The following is a 24,954-nucleotide window of genomic DNA, read 5'->3' as shown; positions in this document are numbered from 1 at the left end:
CGCAGGGCCTCGCACGGCAGTGCCTGGCCGTCGACCGGCCGCAGCCCTCACCGGCACCGACGCCTACGAGCGCGCCATCACCCGCGTCGTGATCCAGGTCCGCACCGGCCAGATCACCCGCTGATCACGCACGCTCGGACTCGATCGGAGGCTGACTCGGTGTGGTCAGCGCGAGGGGCGGCGGCCCGGCCTACAGTTCCGCTGTGACGAAGACGGCCGTGGCGCCCGGCGCCGTACGACGCTGGTTCCTGCAGTCCGAGCACCCGGCCCCGAGCGGGCAGAGCGACCGGGAGCGCGAGGAGTCCGAGCACCAGACCAAGGCCTGGTGGCAGGTGATGTGCCTGACCGGCGTCGACTACTTCTCGACGCTCGGCTACCAGCCCGGCATCGCGGCGCTCGCGGCCGGGGCGCTGGCGCCGGTGGCGACCCTGGTGCTCGTGCTGGTGACGCTGTTCGGGGCGCTGCCGATGTACCGCCGCGTCGCCCAGGAGAGCCCGTACGGCGACGGCAGCCTGTCCATGCTGGAGAAGCTGCTGTCGTACTGGCCGAGCAAGCTCCTCGTGCTCGCGCTCATCGGCTTCGTCGCCACCGGCTTCGTCATCACGATCACCCTGTCGGCGGCCGACGCGTCGGCGCACCTGGTCGAGAACCCCTACCTCCGCTCGTCGCTGTCCGGGCACGAGGTCGCGGTGACGCTGGCCCTCCTGGCGCTGCTGGCCGGAGTGTTCCTCAAGGGCTTCAGCGAGGCGATCGGCATCGCGGTCGTCCTGGTGGTGGCCTACCTCGGGCTCAGCGCCGTCGTCGTCGTGAACGGCTTCCGGCACGTGCTGGCGAACCCCGGCACGTTCAGCGACTGGACGTCGGCCATGACCGACGCGCACTCCTCGCCGCTGGCCATCATCGGTGCCTCGCTGCTGGTCTTCCCCGCGCTCGCGCTCGGTCTCTCCGGCTTCGAGACCGGCGTCGTCGTGATGCCGCTGATCAAGGGCGACCCCGGCGACACCCACGCCAAGCCGGCCGGCCGGATCCGCAACGCCCGCCGGCTGCTGACGACCGCCGCGGTGATCATGAGCGTGATGCTGCTCGGCTCGTCGCTCGTGACGACGCTGCTGATCCCGGCCTCGGCGTTCGAGGTCGGCGGGCCGGCGAACGGCCGCGCGTTGGCCTACCTGGCGCACGGCTCGCTCGGGAACGTCTTCGGGACGGCGTACGACCTCTCCACGATCGGCATCCTGTGGTTCGCCGGCGCGTCGGCAATGGCGGGGCTGCTCAACATCGTGCCGCGCTACCTGCCGCGCTACGGCATGGCGCCGGAGTGGGCGCGCTCGACGCGGCCGCTGGTGCTGGTGTTCACGGCGATCGCGGCCGTGGTGACGATCCTGTTCCGGGCCAGCGTCGACAAGCAGGCGGGCGCCTACGCGACCGGCGTCCTGGCGCTGATGACGTCGGCGGCGATCGCCGTCACCCTCACCGAGTGGCGCCGCGGGCACCGGCCGGTCGCGGCGTTCTTCGGGCTCGTGTCCGCGGTCTTCGTCTACACGATCTCGGTGACGATCCTGGACCGGCCCGAGGGCCTGCTGATCGCGCTCGTCTTCATCGTGATGATCCTGGTGATCTCGACGGTCTCGCGGGTGCGGCGCAGCACCGAGCTGCGGGTGCCGCGGGTGCACTACGACAAGGCCGCCGAGCGGCTCCTCGACGACGCCGGGCGCCCGGGGCGGCCGGTGCGGTTCATCGCGAACAAGCTCAACGCCGGCGACCGGGCGGAGTACGACGACAAGGCCGCCGAGGTGCGGCACGACAACCACCTGCGCGAGGACGACTCGACGCTCTTCCTCGAGGTCGAGATCACCGACGCCAGCGAGTTCTCCTCCACCGTCCCCGTGCACGGCGTGACGATCGGCGGCCACCACGTGCTGCGGGCGTCGGGGCCGAGCGTCCCGAACGTGCTCGCCGCCGTGCTGCTCAGCGTCGGGGAGAAGCTGGGCACCCCGCCCCACGTCTACATGGAGTGGAGCGAGAAGGGCCCGGCACAGAACGCCCTGCAGTTCCTCTTCGCGGGCGAGGGCGACGTGCCGCCGCTCACCCGCGAGGTGCTCCGCCGGGCTGAGCCCGACGACGGTCGCCGCCCGCACGTGCACGTGGGCGGCTGAGGCTCAGTCGAGCGGGTCGACCTCGTCGTACTCCCCGATGCCGGCGACCAGCGTCGACAGGTGGAAGTTGCCGTCGCCGAGCAGGTGGTCCAGCGCGGTGAGGTGGCTGGTGTAGCTGCCGATGGAGTACTCCGCGGTCATGCCGATCCCGCCGTGCAGCTGGATCGCCTCCTGGCCGAGGTGCCGGCCGGCGCGGCTCACGCCGAGGGCGGCGCGACGGGCGGCGTCGGCCATCTCGTCGGGCTGGCCGCCGGCGATCACCATGGTCGCCCAGGTGGTCAGGCTCTTGGCGAGCTCGAGCGAGACGTACATGTCGGCGGCGCGGAAGTTCAGCGCCTGGAAGGTGTTGAGCGGGACCCCGAACTGCTTGCGGTTCTTGAGGTACTCCGTCGTCGCCCTGAGCGCGACCTCCATCGCGCCGATCGCCTCGTTGCACGCCATCACGCGGGCGATGTCGAGGACCGCGGCGATGGTGGGGGTGCGGTCGGCACCCGCCTCGCCGAGGGGTACGCCGGCAGCGCCGTCGAACGCGACCCGGGCCGCCCGGCCGCCGTCGTGCGTGGCGTAGCCGGTGCGCTCGGTGCCGGCCGCGGACGGGTCGACCAGGAACAGGCCGGTGCCGCCCTCGGGGAGCTTCGCGCTGACGACGAGCTGGTCGGCGCGGGCGCCGTGGGGGACGGGCTCCTTGACGCCGCTGAGCGTCCAGGTGTCGCCGTCCTGGGTGGCGGTCACGCCCTCGGCCGTGGCGACCCAGCGGGTGCCCGGCTCGGCGTGCGCGAAGGCGAGCACGCTCTCGCCGCCGGAGAGGGCGCCGAGGATCTCGGCGCGCTGCTCGGGCGAGGCGCCGGCGGAGACGATGCCGCCGGCCAGCACGACCGAGGTGAGGAACGGCTCGGGCGCGAGCACCCGGCCCATCTCCTCGGCCACGATCGCGACCTCCACGGGGCCGGCGCCGGAGCCGCCGTCCTCCTCGCGGAAGGGCAGGCCGAGGATGCCCATCTCGGCCAGCCGGGCCCACAGCTTCTCGTCGAAGCCCGGGTCCTCCTTGACCGCCTGGCGGCGGCTCTCGAAGTCGGAGTAGGCCTTGCCGACCAGGCCGCGCACGGCCTCGCGGAGTGCCTGCTGCTCGTCGTCGTAGGTGAAGTCCATGGTGTCGCTCTCCCGTGTCCGGCTCAGAGCCCGAGGATCGTCTTCGCGATGATCTGCCGCTGGATCTCGTTGGACCCGCCGTAGATCGACGCCTTGCGGAGGTTGAGGTACGTCGGGGTGGCGCGGCGAGCCCAGCCGGCCAGCTCCGAGTCGTCGTCGGCGCCGGAGGCCCAGGAGGCGGGCCCGGCCAGGTCGACGACCAGCTCGGAGACCGCCTGCTGCAGCTCGGTGCCCTTGAGCTTGAGGACCGAGGAAGCCGGGTGCGGCTTGCCGTCGGCGGAGTTCGCGACCACGCGCAGCGCGGTCAGCTCCAGGGCGAGCAGCTCGTTCTCCAGCTCGGCGAACCGGGCCGCGGTCAGCGGGTCCTTCAGCTGCTCCCCGGCGTACTCCTTGGCCTGCGCGAGCACGCGCTTGGTCGCACCCACGGGGGCCACGCCGACGCGCTCGTTGCCGAGGAGGAACTTCGCGTAGTCCCAGCCGTGGTTGAGCTCGCCGACCAGGTTGTCGGCGGGGACGCGGACGTCTTCGAACCACACCTCGTTGACCTCGTGGCCGCCGTCGATCAGCTCGATCGGGCGGACCGTGAGGCCGGGGGAGGTCATGTCGATGAGGAGGAACGAGATGCCGCGCTGCTTCTTGGCGTCGGGGTCGGTGCGGACCAGGCAGAAGATCCAGTCGCCGTACTGACCCAGCGTGGTCCAGGTCTTCTGGCCGTTGACGACGAACTCGTCGCCGTCGCGGACCGCGGTGGTGCGGAGCGAGGCCAGGTCGGAGCCGGCGTCCGGCTCGGAGAAGCCCTGCGACCACCAGATGTCGAGGTTCGCGGTCTTCGCCAGGAAGCGCTCCTTGATCTCGTCGGAGCCGAACTGCGCGATCACCGGGCCAACCATGGAGGCGTTGAACGCCAGCGGGAGCGGCACGCACGCGCGCTGCATCTCCTCGTGCCAGATGTGGCGGCGCAGCGCTGACCAGTCCTGCCCGCCGTGCTCGACCGGCCAGTGGGGGACGGCGAGGCCCGCGGCGTTCAGGATCTGCTGCGACTCGACGATCTGTTCCTTGCTGAGCTCACGACGCTCGGCGACCGCGGTGCGGATCTCCTGCGGGACCTTGGTCGTGAAGAACTCGCGCATCTCCTCGCGGAACGCGGCGTCCTCGGGGGACAGCTCCAGCTGCATCGGCGTCTCTCCTCGCATCGGCGGGCCGGTCAGGGCTCCCTCCGGAACGTACCCGGCGGTAGGTGGGCGCGTCACCGGGGGTGGGAAGTTTCACCGGGTACCCGGTGAAACTGGCGCTCCTGTCACGGAACTCCATGACACCAGCGCCAGATTCGTGCGGGGAGCTGGCCCGCGGGGCCGGGAGTTTCATCGGCCGACCGACAGAACTGTCGCCGGGACGCTGAAGCTTCACCGGCCTGGCGCGAGTTTCAGCGGCCGACCGATGAAACTCCCGCGACCGCCGACCCGCTCAGGCGCGGTGCGCCCCCGCCGGCTGGGCGGCGGGCGCGGCGGCGGGCGCGGCGACGGGGTGGACCGGCACGGCCTCGCCCTGCTCCTCGTCCACGATCCGGTGCGTGCGGGCCCTGATCACCGGCACGAACAGCGCGACGAGCGCGGCCAGGGCGGAGGTGACGACCAGGACGCCGAAGCCGTGGGTGTAGCCGGCCTCGACGGGCAGGCCGTCGGGGCGGGCGCCGGAGGTGACGACCGAGGCGAGCACGGCACCGCCGAGGGCGCCGCCGACGGTGCGGATGTTGGCGTTCATGCCCGACGCGACGCCGGTCTGGGTCTGGGGGACGGCGTCGACGACGAGGTTCGACATCGCGGCGAACGCGAGGCCGAAGGCCAGGCCGAGGACGGTGGTCTCGACGACGACCTGCCACAGGTGGTCGTGGGCGACGGTCAGGCCCAGGGTGCCGAGCGAGGTGAGCGCCGCGCCGGCGACGAGCACGGCCTTGGAGCCGAAGCGGGCGGCCAGGCGGCCGGAGAAGACCCCGGCCAGGAAGGTCGCGGCGGTCTGCGGCAGCAGGAGCAGCCCGGACACCGTGACGGTCACGCCGAAGCCGTAGCCGGTGAACTCGGGGGTCTGGAGGAACTGCGGGAGGAAGGCGAACATCGAGTACATCCCCATGCCGAACAGCAGGGCGACGAGGTTGACGGTCCACACGGTGGGGATGCGCATCATCCGCATGTCGATGAGCGGGGCGTCGCTGCGGGTCTCGGCGACCACCCACACGGGCAGCAGCACGGCGGCGGCGACGAAGAGCGCGAGCACGCGCCCGGAGCTCCAGCCCCAGCTGGCGCCCTGGCTGACGCCGAGCAGCAGCGCGACGAGCCACGCGGAGAGCAGCAGCGCGCTGCCGACGTTGATCCGGCCGGGGGTGCGCTCGGGGGACTCGGGGACCCAGACGGCGGCGGCGATCGCGGCCAGCGCGGTCATCACCATCGGCACCCAGAACAGCCAGTGGTAGCTCAGCGCGTTCACCAGCGGGCCGGCCACGACCAGGCCGACGCCGCCACCGACGGCGAGCAGCGCGGCGGACGTGCCGACGGCGCCGGCGACCTTCTCGCGGGGGAACTCGTCGCGGATGATGCCGAAGGTCAGCGGCAGCACGCCGCCGCCGATGCCCTGGACGGCGCGGGCCGCGATCAGGACGCCGATGCTCGGGGCCAGCGCGGCCATCAGCGAGCCGATCGTCAGCGCGGTCAGCGCGGCGACGAGCATCCGCTCCTTGCCGACCTTGTCGCCGATCCGGCCGATGATCGGGGTGAAGACGGAGGCGGACAGGAGGTACGCCGTCAGGACCCACGTGACCGTGGCCTGGTCGGTGTCGAGCGCGGCCTCGATGGTCGGCAGGACGGGGTTCACCATCGACTGCAGGAGCGAGAAGGACGAGACGCCGACGCAGAGGACGAGGAACGTCACCCGGTAGTCGGTCCTGCGGTCGGTTGAAGACATGTTGACGCCAACAACCATTCGGGGCGCGCGCATTCCGCCGGGTGGCGTGACCTGGGTCTCCACCGACCCCCGCGGGCGGCCGTCAGACGAAGGTCAGGAAGCCCGGCTCGGGCAGCGGGCCGCTGGTGCGGTCGCGCGCCTCCTCGTAGCCGTGCGCGATCTCGACCAGCCGCGCCTCGCTCCGGGCGGTGCCCCAGAACGACACGGCGACGGGCAGACCGGCGGCCAGCTCGGTCGGCACCGTGACGAGCGGGTAGCCCGCGATCGCCGACGGCCCGGTGCACGAGCCCGGGAACGACTCCGCGTTGACCAGGTCGATCGGGCTGGCCGGGGCGTACGACGGGGTGACCAGCGCGTCCAGGTCGTAGGCCCGCAGCACCTTGTCGATCCCGCCGACGCGGGTCGCGGCGATGCCGCGCGAGCGCGCGTCGACGTACTCCGCGCTCCCGTCGCGCACCCCGCTCAGCGCCTTCTCGAAGAGCGACTGCCCGAAGTGCGCGAGCTCGGTGTCGGCGTGGCGGGTGTTGAAGTCGACGACCTCGCGCAGCGTGCGCGGGACGCCGGAGCGGGTGGCGAGGTACTCCGCGACCCCGGAGCGGAACTCCGCGAGCAGCACGACGAGCTCGTCCTCCCACACCTCGTCGGCGTACGTCGGCAGGTCGGTGGTGTCGACGATCGTGGCGCCCTCCTTCGCGAGCAGGGCGACCGCCCGCTCGGCGGCGGCGTCGGCGTGGGGGGAGTAGCCCCAGTACGTCGCGCGCGGCACCCCGATCCGCTTGCCGGCCAGCCGCCCGGGGACGGCGTGCGCGGCGTAGTCGATACCGTTGCGCGCCAGCACCGTCAGCAGCGCCGCGGCGTCGCCGACGGTGGTCGCCATCGGGCCGGGCGCGTCCTGCGAGCGCGAGATCGGCACGATGCCGTCGGTCGGCAGCAGGCCCACGGTCGGCTTGATGCCGACGCAGCCGTTGAAGGCCGCGGGGCAGGTGATCGAGCCGTCGGTCTCCGTCCCGATGGCGTACGGCGCCAGGCCGGCCGCCACGGCGGCACCGCTGCCCGAGCTGGACCCGCCGGCGGAGCGGTTGAGGCCGTAGGGGTTGCGGGTCAGGCCGCCGTACCCGCTCCAGCCGGACGTCGACGACTCGTCGCGCAGGTTGGCCCACTCGGACAGGTTGGTCTTGCCCAGGACGACCATCCCGGCCTCGCGCAGCCGGCGGACGAGCGTGGCGTCGCGGCCCGGCGGAGGGGCGTCGGCCAGCGCGAGCGAGCCCGCGGTGGTCGGCAGGTCGTGGGTGTCGACGTTGTCCTTCACCAGGATCGACTGGCCGTGCAGCGGCCCGCGGGAGCGGCCGTCGGCGGCCTCGCGGTCGAGGCGGTCGGCCTGGCCGAGCGCGTCCGGGTGCGGCGTGCAGATCGCGTTGACGTGCACGTCCACGACGTCGATCCGGTCCAGCAGGCGCTCGACGTCGGCGCGGGTCGAGGTGTCGGGCATGGGCTCGATCCTGCCCGATGGTCCCAGGCGCCCCGGGGTCAGTCCCCTGCGCGGACCAGCCGCACGGCGCCGTCACGGCGCGGGTCGGCGCTCGCCACGAGGTGCCCGTCGGGGTGCCGCAGGGCGGCGGCGACGCCGCCAAAGTACATCGACAGGTCGGTCTCGGTCTTCACGACCTCGTCGGCCCGCCCGGCCCGGTGCACGTGCACGCGCGGGTGGTGCACGGCCTCCTGCAGCGGCATCCCGCCGACGAAGCCGGCCAGCACCTGCGCGACCGCGGTCGTGATCCGGTCGGCGCCGGGGGAGCCGATCGCCAGGGCCGAGCCGTCGGTGTGCCGCCCGACCGTGGGCGCCATGTTCGACAGCAGCCGGGTGCCGGGCGCGAGCCCGTGCAGCCCGCGCGGGTTGAGCTCCTGCTCGCCGAGGCAGTTGTTGAGCCAGATGCCGGTGCCGGCCGCGATCATCCCGGAGCTGTACCCGGACGACACGGTCACCGAGCAGGCGCCGCCGTCGCTGTCGGTCGCGGAGACGTGGGCGGTCGAGCCCGACTCGAGCACCGCGAGGTGGTCGGCGTCGACGAGGTCGAGGAACGCGCGGGCGTCCGCGGCGAGGTCGACGGAGGCGTCGAAGACGTCGAGCCGGTGGCCGAGCACGGCGCGCTGCACGCGCACGAGGTGGGCCACGTCGTCGTCGGTCCAGGCGCCGTGCGGCCGCCCGTCGAGCAGCCGCAGCATCGCCGCCACGCACACGCCGCCGAGGGAGGGCGGCGGGGTGGTCGCGAGCGTCCAGTCGCCGACGACGGTGGCCAGCGAGGGCCGCACGACGGGGCGGTACGCCGCCAGGTCGGCCGGCCCGAGGAGGCCGCCGCGCCCCAGCACGTCGGCGCCGATCAGGCGGCCGAGCTCCCCGTCGTACATCGCGGACGGGCCGTCGGCGGCGATCAGCTCGAGCGCCTCGGCGAGGTCCGGCACGACGATCAGGCCGGTGGCGATCTCGCCGTCGGCGTCGTGCACCGCGGCGTGGCTGGCCTCGTCCCAGCCGAAGACGTCGAGGTGGGAGTACTCCAGGTAGTAGCGCGACGCCGAGCTCAGCCGGAAGCCGTCCCGGGCGACCTGCAGCGCGGGCTCGACCAGCGCCCGCCACGGCAGCCGGCCCCAGCGCTCGTGGGTCTCGCCGAACGCGGCGAGCGACCCGTGCGTCGCGACCGAGCCGGGCCCGATCGTGATGTCGACGCCCCCGCCGTACTCCGTCGAGATGTCCCAGGTCCCGCTGCCCAGGGGCACGTCGCCGGCGCGGCCGGGCATGTCCATCCAGCCGTCGACGGTGTACGGCGTCTCGTCGCCCGGCGGCTGCACGGTCACGAAGCCGCCCGAGCTCAGCGACACCAGGCCGACCTCGTTGACCATCGTGACCAGGGCCGCGGCCAGCGCCGCGTCGACCGCGTTGCCACCCGCGCGGGCCACCCGCTCACCGGCGTCGGCGGCCGCCTCGTTGGGGGCGGCGATGGCGACGTCGGTCATGCGCGCAAGGTACCGGGCCGCGCGGACGGGCTGTTACTCCTCCGTAACGAAGGGGTACGTGCGGCCGTTGCACCCAGGACACCTTGGAGGTCTCGTGCCGCACCCGGCCACTCGTCGCGTCATCCGTCCCACCCGCCTCGCCGCCGTCGCGGTCTCCGCCGCCCTCGCGGCGGCGGTCCTGCCGCTCGCGCCCGCCACGGCCGCCCCAGGTCCCCGGGACGTCCCGCGTGACGCCCCCGCGGCCGCGCACCGCCCGGCGCCGAAGCTGCCCGTGCCGGCCGGCTGGCCGTTCGCCCAGCGGCTGTCGCACACCTCGGGCACCGGCGTGCTGCACGGCGGGGCGTCGTACTGGTCGGACTTCGTCTACGACGACAAGGGCGCCGCGATCCCCGGCGGCTTCACCGCGGCGAACATCTCGCGGCTGGCCCCGACCCAGGGCGTCTACCAGTACCCCGACGGCCCGGCCCACCAGAACGGCGCGGACGTGTTCGTCGCCGCGACGGGCGCGGACGCGAGCGCGACCTACTGGCGCGTCGACTGGAACACCCTCGTGGACCCCAAGGTCCCGATCGCGGTGTGGACCTTCGACACCGACGACGACGCGACGACCGGCGTCAGCGAGTGGCCGGCCGACGCGGGCGTCACCTCGCCGGGCATCGACACCGCCCTCGTGGTCTCCTCGCGTGGTGCGCGGGTGATCGACCTGGCCACCGGCAAGGCCACCGACGTCACCACCGCCGGCGGGCGGCTGACGGTGGACAAGCGGGCCCGCTCCTTCGTCGTCAAGGTGCCGCGCAGCGTGCTGCCCGCCTCCGGCGACTGGCGCGTCCGGCTCGGCACCGGCCTCGCCTCCGACGACGGCACGACGATGGCGGCGCCGTACGTCGACCCCAGCGCGACCCTGCCCGTGGGCGCGGCCCACGTCTACAACCTGGCCTTCCGCAGCGTCGGCCAGGAGGACCCGGTGCACACCGACGGCATGACCTCCGCCCTCGTCGCGGCCTACCAGAGCGGCGCCGCGAGCATCCCGCCCTTCGACCAGATCGGCGCGGACGGCCAGGCCCGCTTCGTCACCGGCAACTTCTGGATGGAGGACAACCAGGCCGACACCCTCGCCGGCGGCGACGTGTCGACGTTCAGCCAGAAGATCAGCTGGGCGCGGCTGCGCGCGAAGGCGTCGACACGTGAGCCGGTCCGCCACGGCTACAGCAACCGGTGGTACGTCACCTCGCTCCGGCTCGGCCAGGGCATCACCGACGACCAGGGCGGCGCGGACGGCGACGGCCGCCCCAACTACTTGGGCCGGATCCAGCCCTACGGCGTCTACGTGCCGAAGGGCTACCGCGGCGGCGCGACCGGCGCGAAGGCACCGCTCACCTGGGTGCTGCACTCGCTGTCGGTCAACCACAACCAGTACGGCGCCCTCAACCCGCGCCTGCTGCAGCAGCTGTGCGAGCGGCGCGGCTCCATCTGCGCGACGACGCTCGGGTTCGGCCCGGACGGGTGGTACTTCGACGAGGCCGAGAACGACTACTGGTCGGTGTGGCGCGAGCTCGGTGCGGCCTACCGCCTCGATCCGCGACGCACGATGATCACCGGCTACTCGATGGGCGGCTTCGCGACGTACGAGCTCGGTCTCGCGCACCCCGATCTCTACGCCGGCGCGGTCACCCTGGCCGGGCCGCCGCAGTGCGGCGTGACGCTGGACGGCAACCAGTCCGGCAGCGGCGCGGTGCCCGGGCGGTGCAGCACCGACGGCGGCACCGGTCCGCTGGTGCGCAACGCGCGCTGGATGCCCTACCGGATCGGGCAGGGCACCGAGGACCAGCTGGTCCCGTTCACCTCCGTCGAGGCGCAGGTCGGCCGGTTCGACCGGGCCGGGCAGCGGCACCTGTTCGTCCGCTACCCCGGCGAGGACCACCTCGAGTGGGCCACGCAGGACCGCTTCGACACGGTCGTCGACGGGCTCGGCACGCCGCGGGTGCTCCGCAACCCGCCGCGCATCAACTTCACCTGGCGCCCGCACCTCAACCGTCCCGCCCTCGGGATCGGCGCAACCACGGCGTACTGGCTCTCGCACTTCAAGGCCCGCCAGGACGGCGCCGGCTCGATCGCCCGGGTGCGGGCCCGCTCGTTCGGGGTCCGCTTCGACCGCCACGGCGTCACGCGGACCGGCCCCACGCCGGTGGACGCGCCGCTGCCGGCGTCGGTGAGCGACCTGTCGTGGACGCACGGCCAGCCGCTGCCGCACCGCCGCCAGCTGGTGCTGCGGCTCGACAACATGCGGTCGGTGACCGTCGACCTGGCGCGCGCCGGGCTGACCTGCGGCCGCTTCGTGGTCCGCTCGGACGGGCCGTCGGCCGTGCGGCTGGCGCACCTGCCCGGGCGCGACCGGGTGCTGCACGTGACGTCGGGTCGCCAGGTCGTGCGGGTGCCCTGCCGCTGACGGGGGACCGCCACTAATCTGGCGGTCCCATGCAGTGCGACTACTACGACAGCCTCCGGTGCCGCTCGTGCACGCTCCTCGAGGTGCCGTACGACGCGCAGCTGGCCGGCAAGGAGGCCGAGGCGCACGCCCTGCTGGACCCGCTGGCCGGGCCGGGTGGCGTCGCGTGGCTGCCCTCGGTGACCAGCCCGCAGGAGGGCTTCCGCAACAAGGCGAAGATGGTCGTGGCCGGCACGGTCGACGAGCCGACGCTGGGCATCCTGCGCCCGGACGGGCGCGGCACCGACCTGCGCGACTGCCCGCTGCACACGCCCGGCCTGCACGCGGCCCTGCCGGTGCTGGCCGAGCTGGTCTCGCGCGCCGGCCTGACGCCGTACGACGTCCCGACCCGGCGCGGTGAGCTCAAGCACCTGCTGGTGACCGAGTCGCCCGACGGCGAGCTGATGGTGCGGCTGGTGCTGCGCTCGCAGGAGCCGGTCGCCCGGCTGCGCAAGCACCTGCCGTGGCTGCTGAAGGCCCTGCCCGCGGTGCGGGTCGTGTCGGTCAACCTGCAGCCCGACCACAAGGCGGTCCTCGAGGGCGAGCGCGAGATCGTGCTGACGACGGCCGGGACGCTGACGATGCGGGTCAACGGGGTCGCGCTGCACCTGCGCCCGCAGAGCTTCTTCCAGACCAACACCGATGTGGCGGCGGCGCTCTACCGCCAGGCCGCCGCCTGGGTGGACGAGCTCGCGCCCCGGTCGGTGTGGGACCTGTACTGCGGAGTCGGTGGCTTCGCGCTGCACCTGGCCGGCCCCGGGCGCGACATCGTCGGGGTCGAGGTCAGCGAGCAGGCGATCGAGAGCGCCCGGGCCTCCGCGGCCGAGGCCGGGCTCGCGGGGGACGCGGGGCTCGCGCGGGACGCGGGGCGGGTCGACTTCCGGGCGGCCGACGCGACGGCGTACGCCCTCGGCGCGGACGCGCCGCCCGACCTCGTCGTCGTGAACCCGCCGCGGCGCGGCATCGGCGCCGAGCTGGCCGGCTGGCTGGAGTCGTCGGGGGTGCGGCACGTCGTCTACTCGAGCTGCAACGCGCAGAGCCTCGCCCGCGACATCGCCGCCATGCCGTCGCTGCGGGTGGTCCGCGGCCGGGTGCTCGACATGTTCCCCAACACCACCCACGACGAGGTGCTGGTGCTGCTCGCCCGCGGCTGAGCGTCAGGGCGTCAGGGCGCCGCCGGCTCCAGCATGGCGTCGGGGCAGGCGGTGCCGCGGGGCAGCTTGTACGGCGCGGCGATGCGGTAGGTGCCGGCCTTCGGGGCGTGCAGCACCGTCCAGTCGTCCTCGGGCTGCCCGTCGACGGCGGGGACCGGGCCGATGCTCAGGCAGCCGTCGACGTTGACGACGCTCAGGTCCGGCTGCACCTCCGGCGGCGCGATCGGGCTGCCGGTGCCGTCGAGCAGGCTCAGCCAGGGGGAGTCGGGGATGCGCACGACGACGTCGGCGGCGCGGGGGAGGTAGAGCGTGACGCCGGTGGCGTCGAACGACGTGACCACCGCCGGCTCGTCGGCGAGTGGGGCCGGGTCGCGCACCTCGTACAGGCGCCAGGAGGCGTTCGACCACACGTGGCGCAGGTAGGGCAGCCCCGACGCGACCAGCGCCGCCTCCTGCGCGGCGGCGGCGTCGGGCGCCCCCACCGGGAGCACCACGTAGTGGACCGCCCAGCGGTGGAGCCAGTCGTGGTAGGCCGTCGGCGTCAGCAGCTCGTCGCCGTAGAAGAGCGGGTTGCGCTCGGCGTCGGCCTGACGGTTCCAGCCGCGGGCCAGGTTGGCGTACGGCGCCAGCGCGGACGACTCCGCGTGGCTGCGGCTCGGCACCACCTCGACGCGGCCGAAGCGTGCGTCGCGCCGGGCCAGCTCGGCGATCAGCGGCTTGATGTCGATCGCCCACGCGGCCGGGGTGGAGGTGGTGATCGCGTCGCGGGCGGCGGTGGCGACCTGCCAGACGGTGGAGGTGGTGATCGCGACCGCCAGCAGCACGGTGGCCAGGGCGGCCGACACCCAGCGCCGGACCGGCAGCGGCCGGGTCCGGCGGCGCCGGGTCGCGACGGCCACGAGGAGCACGCCGCCGAAGGTCAGGCCGAGCCGCGACACGTTGGTGCCGATGGGGGACGGGATCAGCCACACGGCGAGCACCGCGACGGCGTACACCGCGGCCCCGATGCGCACCGAGCGCCATCCCTTCGGCGCGAGCAGCCAGAGCGCGACGCCGGTGAGGAACGGCAGCACCGCGGAGCCGAAGTGCATCGGCTGCTGCCCGGAGAAGGGGAACAGCCAGGCCGAGAGCGCGACGACGAGGACGGGCGGGACGCCGAGGGCGTACGCCGCGGGGCGGCGGCGGTCCAGCCAGAGCGCGGCGGCCGCGATCCCGAGGAAGAGGCCGGCGACCGGCGAGGCGGCGGTGGCGGTGGCGGCGAGCAGCGCGGCGGCCAGGCCCCGCAGGACGCGGTGCCAGCGACGGTCGGTGCGCCACCGGCTCGGCCACGCGAAGACGACCGCGACCGCGGCGAGCGCGAAGAGCGCGCCGAGGCCGAAGGTGACCCGCCCGGACACGGCGTTGCCGGCGAAGGCCAGCGCGCCGTAGAGCGCCGGCCACAACGGCCGCTCGATCGCCCTGCTCCGCACCAGGAGCAGCGCCAGGAGCCCCGAGGAGAGGGTGCCGGCGACCATCATCGTGGTGCGGACGCCGAGCGCCGCCATCAGGTAGGGCGACAGCACGCTGTACGAGACCGGGTGCATCCCGCCGTACCACGCGAACGTGTAGGCGCTGCCCGGGTGGTCGCGCGCGAACTCGGCCCACGCGTCCTGCGCCGCGATGTCGCCGCCGCTGTTGGCGAGCAGCCACCACCAGAGCACGTGCAGGACGGCCGCGACCGCGGAGGCCACGAGCACGGGGTGCGCGGCGATCCGGGCCAGTCGGGTCACGTGCGTCCCCGGGGCCAGATCATCAGGCGGGCCAGGTGCACGGCGGCGAGGGCGAGCAGCACGCCGGCGATGTCGTCGACGACGAAGTGCATGCCGAAGTAGACGGTCGCGACCATCACCGCGGCGAGGTAGACGGTCATGATCCGCGCCAGCCGGTCCTGGCCGTAGTAGCGCAGCATCAGCACGATCGTGCAGGTGAAGGCCACGTGCAGGCTGGCGAAGGCCGAGATGCTCGCGAACGCGTCGGGCGCGCCGCGGTCGGTGAGCAGCTGCAGGCGCTCGGTGAGGTACTCCGCCTGCGTCGACGTCACGCCGGTGTGGGTGAGCCCGGCGAAGTCGGCGGGCGCCGAGGCGAACGGGCCGAGCGTCGGGATGAGGTAGTAGGACCCCACGCCCAGCACCCACACCCACATGCCGGCGGTGAGGAAGACGAAGCCCTGGCGGATCCGCTGGGTGAAGACCAGGCAGGCCACGACGGAGAACGGCACGAAGTAGGTGAAGGCCTGGTAGATCTCGGCCAGGACGTACGCCGCGTAGTGCTGCCCCAGGATCTCGTGCAGCAGGTCGGCCGGCGAGTGCCCGGCGAAGATCCAGCGCTCGAACGCCTCGAGGTGGGCGTCCTGCGGGGTGTTGAAGGCGTCCCAGCTCTTCAGGTTGCGGTAGCAGACGTAGACGAGGTGGTAGGCCAGCAGGCCGGACAGCGCGAGCGCCACCCGCTGCCAGGGCCAGCGCTCGCGGAAGGTCCGGACGGTCGAGCGCAGGCTCCCCGTCGTACGACGCGTGCGCCAGGCGCTCTCGGCGACCGCGAGCACGGCGAACCACGCCACGCTGCTGGCGAGCCGGCCGCGGAACATCTTGCCCTCGGGGTCGCGGAGGGGGACGCCGACGTGGTGGGACCAGTACGCCGTCACGAGCGCGAACGCGGCGACCAGGACCCAGACCGGCAGCAGCCAGCGGAGGTCGGCGAGGCGGCGCGGCCGTGCCTCGGGGTCGACGAGCGTGTGGGCAGGCCGCACCGGGCGGTCGTCCACGGCGGAGGCCCCGGAGGCCGGGAACACGTCGTCAACCACGTGCTGCATCGTAGTTGGGTCGCCCCCCGACGTGGGAGTTCCCGGCTCGGTAGGCTGGACCCTTGATGACTGCCGACGAGTACTGCGAGCTGTGCGAGCTGCCCCTGTCGACCTGCGTGCACGGCGCGCCCCCGCCTCCGCCCCCGGCTCCTGCCGCCCCCCGGGCCTCCCGGGTGTCGACGCGGACCACGTCCTCGTCCGGGTCCGCGTCCCGGTCCTCGGGGCGGACGCCCGGCGCGCCGGCCAAGCCGCCGGTCGTGCGCCGCTGGACCCCGCCCGACGTGCTCAAGCCGCACATCGTGGCGGCCCTGGAGGACGCCGGCGGCGAGCTCGACGCCGACGCGCTCTTCCTCGAGCTGGAGGTCCGGCTCGAGGACCAGCTCACCGCGTCGGATCGCGAGAAGACACCCGAGGGCGAGCTGCGCTGGCAGTACGCCGCCCGCCGGGCCCGGCAGGCGCTCGTGGCCGAGGGCCTGATGACCAAGGGGCGGCCGGGGGTCTGGGCGCTCGCCTGACCTCGCGTGGCTCCTCGTGATCCTCGTGACTAGGTGCTGACCCGGATCTCCTCGCCGAGCCGCGCGCCCCGCTCGAGGCGCAGGTCGTCGCCGGACCAGAACATGCCGGGGTCGAAGTAGTTGGTGGGCAGCTCGTCGCTGAGCAGCCCCATGGCGGCGTACGTCGCGGCCACGACCTCGGCGCAGTAGGTCATCTCGGCGGACGCCGCCCGGCGTACCCGCCCCCGCGCCCAGCGCCCCACCAGCTTCGCCGTCGCCGGGAACGGTGTCCCGTCGAGGCGGGCGATCGTGCGGAGCACCGCGTCGTCCATCTCCGGCGTGACCGTGAGGTCCAGCTGCCGGAGCCAGGCCCGCTGCTCGTAGCGGCCGGTCCACTGCTCGACCGCCGCGCGCAGGTCGTGCAGCTGGACGCCGCGGTGGTTGCTCCCGCTCCACACGCACGGCAGCCCCTTGCCGAGCTCGGCGTGCCACATCAGCGGCGGCATGTCGTCGAGGACGACCGCCATGCCGACGTGGTTGACCGGTGCGTTGGTCACCATGCGGATAGCGTGGTCCGCGGCCGAGCGGCCACGGAACAACCACAGGTCGCCGGTCCGGGTCAGGTCGACCGCCTGGTCGAGGGACAGCCGGCTGTCCGGCCGGTGCTCAGGCACCGCCGGTCCCGGGGGTCGTCGTCGAACGTCGCATGGAGGGGAGTCCTCGTGAAGCTGTGGAGAGTGCTGGGTGTCGCGGGGCTGGCCGGGGTGGCCGCCACCGGAGTCATCATCGCCCGGGACCAGCGCCAACGCGCGCAGCTCACGCCGGAACAGGTCCGCGAGCGTCTCCACGAGCGGCTCGAGTCCGGCCGGTCCGCGGGTGGGTCAACCGCTGCTGCGGCCGTGGAGGCGGAGTCGTCGGAGTCGGACTGAGTCCGGGCTGGCTGCGGGCTCGCCGCTGCGGCGGTGACCTGTCAACCTCCGGGGCTGACGCTGGGGTTGATGACGCACCGCTGGGTGCGGGCTCACTTCTGCGGCGGTGACCTGTCAACCTCCGGGGCTGACGCTGGGGTTGATGACGCACCGCTGGCGGTGGCTGGCCACCCCGGCGGTGACTCAGCCACCGTTTGCCGGGTCGTTTCGGTGGCCAGCTCACCGCTGGGGTGCGGTTGGTTGGTGCGGCGGTGACCCAGCCACGGTTCAGGCGTCAGTTTCGGTGGCCAGGTCACCGGCGTGCGCGAGGGTGCGCTCGTCACCCGTGGAGCGTCGCGCGCCGCACGCGCTCGGACACGGTCTCGAGGAACGCCCGGTACGTCGCGCCCGGGACTGGTCGGTAGGAGGCACCCTGTTCAGTGATCCAGGCTTCCAGCCCACCCTCGCTGGTCACGGACGCCAGCACCGAGTCGATCTCAGCCGGCAGGAGCGGTGCAATGCTGGGACTCTCGGCGACGAAGGCGTCCACAGCTGCCCACTCGTCCTCGAAGTCGTCCGACCAGTCCTGGTTGAGGTAGGCGCCCATGAGGTGCCAGGCGGCCGGTGTCTCTGACTCACTCACTTCAACCTCCGTCAAGCCTGTGGGAACGCGGTCAGGATGCGATAACCGTCGGGCATCGAGGGATCGCGCACAAGGATGATGCGGACGCCACGCACGTCGACGACTCCGTTCCTGGTCATGGAGATGCCGGTACTCGATCTCAGCGACGCATCGAGCCGCAGACGTCCTGAGTCGCCCTCGATCCAGGCCCGGATCCGCTCGGGGTGGGCGGTGAGCCCCTCCCGGATCGCCTTCTCTGCTTGCCGCTCGTTGCGGAAGGTGGACACCTGGGAGTGAGTGGTCGTCTCCAGGCGGTGTCGCAGCTGGGCTCTCGTCAGCCCCGTGTGCCGCGCGATCGTGTGGCTCCCGGAGTGCTCATGGGCACGCAGCCACTTCGACTGCCACGCACCGAGGTCGATCGACCCCCGCTCGTCACGGAGGAGCCCGCGTGTGACCGTGGCCTCGCGGAACTTCACGAGCCGCGCCCGTGACGCCCGCAGCAGGTCGCGGGTGCCGCGGGTGGTGGAGGCGAGGGCGGAGGTGAGGGAGCGGAGGGCGAGGAGGATCTCCTCGAAGCGGCGGCTCTCGGCGACGACGCGGGCGACGACGGCGCTGCCGGCGGCCCCGGCGCCGGCGCCGCCGGTGATCAGGCCGATGCCGACGCTGATCAGGATGCCCTCGACCACCTGCTCGAGCAGCCACTCGGCGAGGTCGAGGACCTGACGTCGGTGCTCCTCGACGTCGTCGGCGTACGCCGTGCAGTGGGCAGCCAGGGTGGCGAGACGGGTCGCGACGTCGGTGGTGGTGGTGCGGAGGTCGGCGGTGGCGTCGAGGGCGATCGGGATCTCGGGGGAGCGCTCGTGCCAGAAGCCGCGGGTGGCGGAGTCGCAGCAGGTGACGAGGTCCTCGAGGCCGTCGGCGGCGGCCGACCACGCTGCGGCGGCGGAGCGGACCCGGTCGACGTCGGCGTCGGGCCAGACGAACCCGCCGACGTGGTCGAGGATCCACTCGACCTTGCCTGGGAGCTCGAAGGCGTTGCCGCCCAGCGAGGACGGCGGCGAGGCGGGCAGGACGGCGACGTAGCCGGTGTCCGGCAGCCAGCCGCCGTCGTACACCACCGCCCCGTTGACCACCGACCGCGCGTCCGCGCGCCGGTGCTGGGCGAGCGCGGCCTCGGTCAGCCGCCCGAGGCCCGCGAAGGCGTCGACCAGGTCGCCGAGCGCGCCGAGCGCCTCCCGGGCGCCGTCGTCGTACGCCGTGGCGAAGTCGGACGCGGTCGCGTCGTCGCCCGCCATCCCCCCGAGACCGGCCAGCGCCCCGGCCAGCCGCTGGTGGACCAGCGCCGCGAGCTGGTTGCCGCTCGCGAACGCGGTCGCAGCCGTCTCGTAGCCGCCGCCGTCGATCTCGAGCCTCACCGGACCTGCCCCCACATCGCCACGTTGGCGCGGGCGGCCGCGTCGTAGTTGTCGTGGGCGACCTGCCCCACGCAGCGGAGGAGGTCGAGGGCCTCGCGCATCTCGCGGAAGCCGGCCCGCCACGTCGCCTGAGCCGCCCGGTGGGCGTCGGCCGCCGCGCCCGACCAGGTCAGGTGCAGCGCCGCGACCCCGGCGTCGACCTCGTCGAGCAGCGCGCCGAGGTCGGTCCCGCACGAGGCCAGCTCGGCGACGACCCGCTCGAGATCGTCGAGGTCGGCCACGAACGGCAGCCCGGCCCCGGCGCTCACCGCAGGGCCCCGCAGGCTGCGGCGACACCTGCCGCCATCCGGTCGAGGGCCGCCTGCGAGGCGGCGTCGGCGGCGACGAGGTCGCGGTGCACCGCGTCGAGCAGGTCGCGCAGGGCGGCGAGGCCGGCGGAGACGGCGGCGGCGCCGTCGGACCACTCCGCCCAGCCGGCGGCGAAGGCGTCGGCCGCCGGGCCGACCCACCCACCGTCGAGCAGGCCGCGGACCTCAGCGCCGGCGCGGGTGCGGGACCGGTCGAGGCGTTCGGTGGCGCGGGCGAGGTCGGCGAGCGCGGCGCGGAACGCCGGGTGGTCGACGGTGATCGTCATGGTCTCTCCCGAGGTGAGCGAGGACGTCGTTCACCCGGGAGCCTGCCCCGGAACCGGGGCGGCGAGCGGGCCGCGGAGCGATCTGTGGATAACTTCCGCGGCGCGAGGAGCTAGCGGCAGTCGCCGAAGGAGCGGTCGTTCGGCGCGCAGTTGAACCAGTACCCGTCCACCCGCAGCGCCTGCCACTGCGGGCTCGCGAGGATCGGCATCTCGGCCTTCGCGAGCGCGTCGCGCAGCCGGGCCGGGTCGTGGTGCAGCCAGTGGAACGGCTGGCGGCCCGCGACGTGCACCTCGACGAGCGTGCCGTCGACGTCCACCTCCGAGACCGGGACCAGCGTCGCGGCCGTGGCCTTCTTCCAGTGCTGCCAGTGCAGCTGGTGACCGGGGCCGAACGACGCACAGTCGTGCTCGAGGCCGGGCGCGGGCACAGGACGATCTTCAACCAACATGGAATTGCTCCCCCAGAGACAACTCGACCCCCCGGTCGATGCCGCCACGCTAGACCGGTGGGGTGGCCCGCCGCAGGGACTCGCCCGTTCCGGCACCTCACCCGTTCGGATGGTCCAGACCGGCTCCGGACCGACAGGTTCGGGCATCCGGCGTACGCCGCTTGCCGACCCGTGCTGGACTTCTCCCCGGCCGCTCCGCCCCCGGCGGCCCCCTCTCGGAACGGACGTCGTGCGCCCCCACCCCCTGCCCCGAGCCGTCGTACGGCGCCTCGCCGGCCTGCTCGCCACCGTGCTCGTGACCCTGCTCGGGGCGGCAGCCCACCCCGCCGCCGCGGTGCTCGCCGACCCGGCCCCGCAGGCCGTCCCGCAGCCGGCCCCGCGGTTCTGGGTCTCCTCGCCGACCGACCCGGCACGGCGCCTCCTCGAGCTCGACCCGGACCCGACACCCGCCCCCAGCCCTGCCGCACCCACCGCCGTCGTCATCGTCGACCCGACCCAGGACCGCCAGCAGTGGTGGGGGACCGGCGCCGCGCTCACCGACGCCTCGTTGGCGCTGCTGCGCCACCACCCCGGCCGCCTGCGCCGGCTCTTCGGTCCGCGCGCACCCCTCGGCGCGCACCTCGACCTGCTGCGGCTGCCGCTGTCGGCGACCGACTTCTCGCCGACGACGTGGAGCTGGTCGTGGGACGGCTCGCGCGCCCGGCCGACCCGGCAGGGGCGGGCGCTCGCCCGCTACGTGCGCACCGCGGTCGCCCGCGTCCAGCCCCGGGTCCGGGTCGTCGGCGCCGCGTGGTCGGCGCCCGCGCAGCTCAAGACCACCGGGAGCCTGCGCGGCGGCGGCCTCCTGCCCGGCGCGGAGGAGACGTACGCCGACCTCCTGGTGGGCCAGGCCCGCTGGCTGCGCGACCACGGAGTGCCGCTGTGGGCGACCAGCCTGGGCAACGAGCCCGGCCACAGCTCGGACTACCCGACGATGAAGATGACCGACGCGCAGCTGGCCCGGGTGGGCGGCAGCGCTGCCGACCGGCTGCACGACCTCGGCACCCGGCTGTGGGCGGTCGACCACAACTGGGCCGACCGGGACCGCGTCGACGCCGCGCTCGCGGCGGCTCCGGGGGCCTTCGACGCGGCGGCGTACCACTGCTACCGCGGCACGCCCGCCCAGATGGCTGGGCTCGCGGTGCCGAGCATCGTGACCGAGTGCACCGGCACGACCGGCGACTGGGCCGGGACCTTCGGCTGGGACGCGCGCAACCTCGTCACCGACGCGGTCGCGGCCGGCTCGGCCGGGCTGATGATGTGGAACCTCGTCCTCGACGAGGCGCACGGTCCCGTCGACGCCGGGTCGCGCTGGGGCTGCAAGACCTGCCGTGGCCTGCTGACCGTGCACGCCGACGGCACGACGACCGCGGAGCCGGAGCTCTTCACGCTCGCCCACCTGTCCCGCGCGGCCGGCCCGGGGAGCCATGTCGTGGCGTCCTCGGCGACGCCGGGGCTGCGGGTGGCGGCGTTCGAAGACCCCGACGGAACCGTCGGGGTCTTCGGGTGGAACGGGAGCGGGGGAGCGCGCACGGTGACGGTGCAGGTGCCGGGCAGCCTCGACGCGTCGTACGTCGTGGGCGCCGGCGAGCTGTTCACCTACCGCACGGGCTGAGCCCGGGTCGAGCGGTCAGCCGCAGTTGTCGCAGCGGCCGGTCGGCGGGATCGCCATGAAGCAGTGCGGGCAGATGTTCGGCTGCTCGGCGTCGCGGCGCTCCTTGCGCTGGCGCGCCTGGATCTGCTGGAAACGCGGGGACATCTCGGGGCGACCGCCGCCGGAGGGGACGTTGGCGTCGGCCCACTGGTAGCAGTCGAGGCGCGACTGCGAGGCGTGCTTCTCGCGCGCCAGCGGGTCCTCGATGGGGTCGATGCCGGCCAGGCTCAGGGCCAGGTCGTAGCTGGTGCCGACGGTGCCGTCGGCCTTGTGCACGACCAACGACGTCATCATCGGCTCGCCGTGCTCGTGGTTGAGCCGGGCGACCTCGTCGAGGACGGGGACGATCCAGCTGCGGACCTGGCGACGGGTGTGGATCCCGGACGACTCCTGGATCTCGGCGGCCAGCTCGGCGTACTCGATGAGCGACTGGTAGGCGCCGGCCACGCGGGTCAGGATCCGGCGGGCCTCGGGGGCCCAGGCGGCCTCGGCCTCTTCCTTGGTGACCTCGGGCTCCGGCTCGGCGTCGGCCTCGGGGGCCGCCGCGGCGTCGGTGCCGGGGGTGACGGTGTCGTCACCGTCGGAGTCGTCGGTCGGGGCGCCGTCGGAGATCGCGGAGCTCGCGGCGTCCTCGTCGTCCGTGGTGCGCCAGTAGCTCGTTCGGACCTCAGTCACGCCCATCCGTTCCCGGCCGTGGGACGAGTCGAGCGTGGTCGCGCGACCTCAGATCCCCGATCCGTACCCCCCAATGTAGGCCCTCGGGGCGAACCCCACACGATCGGGCACAACCGGGGGTCCCGCGAAGGCCGCGGAGCCCCGGGTGCCTCCTGACGACCCGCGTCGCTCCCCGTTCACGCTCCCGTCCCGCAAAGTGCACCGATTTTCTGGACAACTGCTGGACCACAGCCTTCCCATCACGCGTACGCTGAGCCCACCACGAGGGAGCACGACCAGGTACGGGGAGGGCGCAATGCGCCGCGCAGGACTGATGGTGGCCGCAGCGGTCACGGCGGTGGCCGTGCAGGCTGCCCCGGCACACGCCGACAGCACCGTCGTCGTCCGCGGCCTCGACTTCTCGGGCGGGCTCACCTCGCTCGCGATCACCGGCTGCCCCGGCCTCTTCGACCGCGTCGCCGAGCCGATCTCGACGTACCTCTCCAAGGCCGCCGACGTCCCCCTCGGCAGCCGCGCGCTGAAGTACGACCTCGCCGGTGGCAACGCCGTCGGCGCGCAGCACGCGGTCGCCTCGATGACCGGCACCACCGTCGCGGGGATGTCCGTCCAGGCGCCGCAGGGCACGACCGGGGTCGCGTACGCCGGCTACCAGTCGCCCGCGGACTACGGCACCAACCTCGTCTGGGTCGGCCGCGCCGACCTCACCGCCGCGGCCGGGGGGTGGCAGCAGGTCGACGCGACCGGGCTGACCTACACCTGGACGCAGTACGACCTCGCCGCCCAGCGACCCGCCCCGCTCGCCGACGCCGCCGCGGACGCTGCAACCGCCGAGGCGCCCGCCACCGTCGACAGCTTCGTCGCCGCGCACGGCGGCGACGGCCCGGGCTTCTGGACCGTCGGCTTCGGCTGCGACGGCAACCCCTTCAAGGTCGACGCGCTGCGCGTAGGCACCCCCGGCAACGTCACGACCTACGACCTCGAGGGCTACACCAGCCGCACCGCCATCGGCGGCTCCCGCTCGCGGGTCGCCCCCGGCGACGGCGTCACCCTCCGCGGCACCCTGCGCGACGAGCGCGGCGCCGCGCTCCCGCACGGCCTGCTCGTGCTCGAGTCCCAGCCGTACGGCGCCTCGGGGTTCAGCCCGGTCGAGGGCGCGACCGCCCCCGTCGACGGCGGCGACCCGACCGTGACGGTGGAGCCGACCACGCACACCGTCTACCGCTGGCGCTTCGCCGGCACCTGGTCGGTCGACGGCAGCGTCTCGCCGACCTTCACCGTCGACGTGGCCACGCTCGTCGACGCCGCGCTCGACGTCTCCGGCGGGGCCGGCCAGCCGCTGGCGGTCGCCGGCGGCACCAACCCGCCCCAGCCCGGCGTCCGGGCGACGCTGTGGGAGGTCACGCCCCACGGCCGCGCCGAGGTCGCCCACACCGTCGTCGGCAAGGACGGTCGCTACTCCTTCGAGGTCCCCGAGGGCCACACCGGGCGCTTCGTCGTGACCGTGCCCGCGGCGCACGGCAACCTCGCGGGGCAGTCCCCGGTGGTGCTGGTCCGCGCGCTCCAGCGCTGACCGTGCGTCCTCGGGGCCCGGCTGCGGCCGGGCGCTGACCACCCCTCGGCCAGACTGGCGGGTGTGAGTGCCGCACCCCGCCTGATCGAGACCCGCGTCCCGGACCGCCCCGAGGGCGCCGTCCTCGTGCTCCACGGCGGCGCCAGCCGCCAGGGCAGCCCGCCGGTCAGCCCCACCCAGCTGTCGGTGCTGCGGATGATCCCGATCGCCGGCCGGATCGCCCGCGCCGGCCGCGGCCGGCTCGCGGTCTTCCGGCTGCTCAACTCGGTGCGCGGCTGGGACACCGAGCGGACCCCGCTCGCCGACGTCGCCTGGGCGCTGGACCAGGTGCGCGACCGTCTCGGCGAGCTGCCCACCAGCCTCGTCGGGCACTCGCTGGGCGGGCGCGCCGCGCTGCTCGCCGGCGGCGCGGCCCCGGTGCGCAGCGTCGTGGCGCTCAACCCGTGGGTCTACCCCTCCGACGTCGCCGACCTGAGCGGCCGCCGGGTGCTGATCGTGCACGGCACCGAGGACCGGATCGCCGAGCCCGGCCGGGCCGCGGGTCTCGCGCGCCGGCTGGCCCGGCAGACCGACGTGCGGTTCCTCGAGGTGCCCGGCGGCAAGCACGCGATGCTCCGCCACGGCGCGGTCTTCGAGCGGGCCGCCGCGTCCTTCGTCACCGAGACCCTCCTCGGCGACCCCGCGGAACAGACCGTCGACCCGGGGCGTTGAGCCCCGTCGTACGCCGCAGTCCCGCCGACCCAGGAGTTC

General features: G+C 74.1%; 22 protein-coding genes. 8 read left to right on the top strand and 14 right to left on the bottom strand.

Annotation, left to right across the window (positions count from 1 at the left end; all coding sequences use genetic code 11):
* Positions 1 to 203 precede the first annotated feature (203 nt).
* Positions 204 to 2,153, top strand: coding sequence for an APC family permease (locus H5V45_RS07465; protein ID WP_343061466.1), 1,950 nt, complete (start codon positions 204 to 206; stop codon positions 2,151 to 2,153).
* 3 nt (positions 2,154 to 2,156) lie between these two features.
* Here the strand turns inward: H5V45_RS07465 and H5V45_RS07460 are convergent, their stop codons facing one another.
* The 5 genes from H5V45_RS07460 to H5V45_RS07440 form a co-directional block, all read right to left on the bottom strand.
* Positions 2,157 to 3,302, bottom strand: coding sequence for an acyl-CoA dehydrogenase family protein (locus tag H5V45_RS07460; RefSeq protein WP_185252346.1), 1,146 nt, complete (start codon positions 3,300 to 3,302; stop codon positions 2,157 to 2,159).
* A gap of 23 nt (positions 3,303 to 3,325) precedes the next feature.
* Positions 3,326 to 4,477 carry an acyl-CoA dehydrogenase family protein gene (locus H5V45_RS07455; protein WP_185252345.1) on the bottom strand — a complete coding sequence of 384 codons (1,152 nt, stop codon included), beginning with the start codon at positions 4,475 to 4,477 and terminating at the stop codon, positions 3,326 to 3,328.
* A gap of 289 nt (positions 4,478 to 4,766) precedes the next feature.
* Complete coding sequence (locus tag H5V45_RS07450; RefSeq protein WP_185252344.1) at positions 4,767 to 6,257, bottom strand: MFS transporter; 1,491 nt, start codon at positions 6,255 to 6,257, stop codon at positions 4,767 to 4,769.
* Positions 6,258 to 6,339: 82 nt separating this feature from the next.
* Positions 6,340 to 7,746, bottom strand: a complete 1,407-nt coding sequence (locus tag H5V45_RS07445; RefSeq protein WP_185252343.1) for an amidase family protein — start codon at positions 7,744 to 7,746, stop codon at positions 6,340 to 6,342.
* Positions 7,747 to 7,784: 38 nt separating this feature from the next.
* Positions 7,785 to 9,266 carry a gamma-glutamyltransferase gene (locus H5V45_RS07440; RefSeq protein ID WP_185252342.1) on the bottom strand — a complete coding sequence of 494 codons (1,482 nt, stop codon included), beginning with the start codon at positions 9,264 to 9,266 and terminating at the stop codon, positions 7,785 to 7,787.
* A gap of 94 nt (positions 9,267 to 9,360) precedes the next feature.
* Between H5V45_RS07440 and H5V45_RS07435 the strand changes: the two genes are divergently transcribed.
* Positions 9,361 to 11,712 (top strand): peptidase, encoded by a 2,352-nt coding sequence (locus tag H5V45_RS07435; protein ID WP_185252341.1) that lies wholly within the window; start codon positions 9,361 to 9,363, stop codon positions 11,710 to 11,712.
* 29 nt (positions 11,713 to 11,741) lie between these two features.
* Positions 11,742 to 12,905, top strand: a complete 1,164-nt coding sequence (gene rlmC, locus H5V45_RS07430) for a 23S rRNA (uracil(747)-C(5))-methyltransferase RlmC (RefSeq protein ID WP_185252340.1) — start codon at positions 11,742 to 11,744, stop codon at positions 12,903 to 12,905.
* Positions 12,906 to 12,916: 11 nt separating this feature from the next.
* On the opposite strand, the gene H5V45_RS07425 is transcribed toward rlmC, so the two are convergent.
* The gene (locus H5V45_RS07425; protein WP_221633948.1) at positions 12,917 to 14,674 is read right to left on the bottom strand and encodes an MFS transporter; all 1,758 of its coding nucleotides are present in this window, start codon (positions 14,672 to 14,674) and stop codon (positions 12,917 to 12,919) included.
* The gene (locus H5V45_RS07420) at positions 14,671 to 15,744 is read right to left on the bottom strand and encodes a phosphatase PAP2 family protein (protein ID WP_185252339.1); all 1,074 of its coding nucleotides are present in this window, start codon (positions 15,742 to 15,744) and stop codon (positions 14,671 to 14,673) included. The genes H5V45_RS07425 and H5V45_RS07420 overlap by 4 nt, the downstream gene beginning before the upstream one ends.
* 65 nt (positions 15,745 to 15,809) lie before the next feature.
* On the opposite strand from H5V45_RS07420, the gene H5V45_RS07415 reads away from it, so the two are divergent.
* Positions 15,810 to 16,259 carry a hypothetical protein gene (locus H5V45_RS07415; protein ID WP_185252338.1) on the top strand — a complete coding sequence of 150 codons (450 nt, stop codon included), beginning with the start codon at positions 15,810 to 15,812 and terminating at the stop codon, positions 16,257 to 16,259.
* Between the two features lie 29 nt (positions 16,260 to 16,288).
* On the opposite strand, the gene H5V45_RS07410 is transcribed toward H5V45_RS07415, so the two are convergent.
* Entirely contained in the window at positions 16,289 to 16,912 is a 624-nt protein-coding gene (locus tag H5V45_RS07410; RefSeq protein WP_185252337.1) for a hypothetical protein, read from the bottom strand.
* 48 nt (positions 16,913 to 16,960) lie between these two features.
* Here H5V45_RS07410 and H5V45_RS07405 point away from each other — a divergent pair, with 48 nt between their 5' ends.
* The gene (locus H5V45_RS07405) at positions 16,961 to 17,167 is read left to right on the top strand and encodes a hypothetical protein (protein WP_185252336.1); all 207 of its coding nucleotides are present in this window, start codon (positions 16,961 to 16,963) and stop codon (positions 17,165 to 17,167) included.
* A gap of 319 nt (positions 17,168 to 17,486) precedes the next feature.
* Here the strand turns inward: H5V45_RS07405 and H5V45_RS07400 are convergent, their stop codons facing one another.
* The 5 genes from H5V45_RS07400 to H5V45_RS07380 form a co-directional block, all read right to left on the bottom strand.
* A complete protein-coding gene (locus H5V45_RS07400; RefSeq protein ID WP_185252335.1) occupies positions 17,487 to 17,789 on the bottom strand; it encodes a contact-dependent growth inhibition system immunity protein in 303 nt (100 codons plus the stop codon).
* Between the two features lie 11 nt (positions 17,790 to 17,800).
* Positions 17,801 to 19,183, bottom strand: a complete 1,383-nt coding sequence (locus H5V45_RS07395) for an RNase A-like domain-containing protein (RefSeq protein ID WP_185252334.1) — start codon at positions 19,181 to 19,183, stop codon at positions 17,801 to 17,803.
* Positions 19,180 to 19,491 carry a WXG100 family type VII secretion target gene (locus H5V45_RS07390; RefSeq protein ID WP_221633947.1) on the bottom strand — a complete coding sequence of 104 codons (312 nt, stop codon included), beginning with the start codon at positions 19,489 to 19,491 and terminating at the stop codon, positions 19,180 to 19,182. Before H5V45_RS07390 ends, H5V45_RS07395 begins: the two co-directional genes overlap by 4 nt.
* Complete coding sequence (locus H5V45_RS07385; protein ID WP_185252333.1) at positions 19,488 to 19,817, bottom strand: WXG100 family type VII secretion target; 330 nt, start codon at positions 19,815 to 19,817, stop codon at positions 19,488 to 19,490. Before H5V45_RS07385 ends, H5V45_RS07390 begins: the two co-directional genes overlap by 4 nt.
* A gap of 110 nt (positions 19,818 to 19,927) precedes the next feature.
* Positions 19,928 to 20,245 (bottom strand): hypothetical protein, encoded by a 318-nt coding sequence (locus tag H5V45_RS07380; protein WP_185252332.1) that lies wholly within the window; start codon positions 20,243 to 20,245, stop codon positions 19,928 to 19,930.
* Positions 20,246 to 20,495: 250 nt separating this feature from the next.
* Here H5V45_RS07380 and H5V45_RS07375 point away from each other — a divergent pair, with 250 nt between their 5' ends.
* Entirely contained in the window at positions 20,496 to 21,920 is a 1,425-nt protein-coding gene (locus H5V45_RS07375; protein WP_185252331.1) for a glycoside hydrolase, read from the top strand.
* Between the two features lie 15 nt (positions 21,921 to 21,935).
* On the opposite strand, the gene H5V45_RS07370 is transcribed toward H5V45_RS07375, so the two are convergent.
* Entirely contained in the window at positions 21,936 to 22,634 is a 699-nt protein-coding gene (locus H5V45_RS07370; protein WP_185252330.1) for a hypothetical protein, read from the bottom strand.
* Between the two features lie 295 nt (positions 22,635 to 22,929).
* Between H5V45_RS07370 and H5V45_RS07365 the strand changes: the two genes are divergently transcribed.
* The gene (locus H5V45_RS07365) at positions 22,930 to 24,204 is read left to right on the top strand and encodes a hypothetical protein (RefSeq protein ID WP_185252329.1); all 1,275 of its coding nucleotides are present in this window, start codon (positions 22,930 to 22,932) and stop codon (positions 24,202 to 24,204) included.
* A 63-nt stretch (positions 24,205 to 24,267) separates the two neighbouring features.
* On the top strand, positions 24,268 to 24,915 hold the full coding sequence (locus H5V45_RS07360) for an alpha/beta hydrolase (RefSeq protein ID WP_343061465.1): 648 nt from the start codon (positions 24,268 to 24,270) through the stop codon (positions 24,913 to 24,915).
* The last annotated feature ends 39 nt before the right edge of the window (positions 24,916 to 24,954 follow it).

The organism is Nocardioides luti, assembly GCF_014212315.1.
In the GTDB taxonomy this organism is placed as follows: Bacteria; Actinomycetota; Actinomycetes; order Propionibacteriales; family Nocardioidaceae; genus Nocardioides; species Nocardioides luti.
This window is presented reverse-complemented; position numbering and strand designations above follow the sequence as displayed.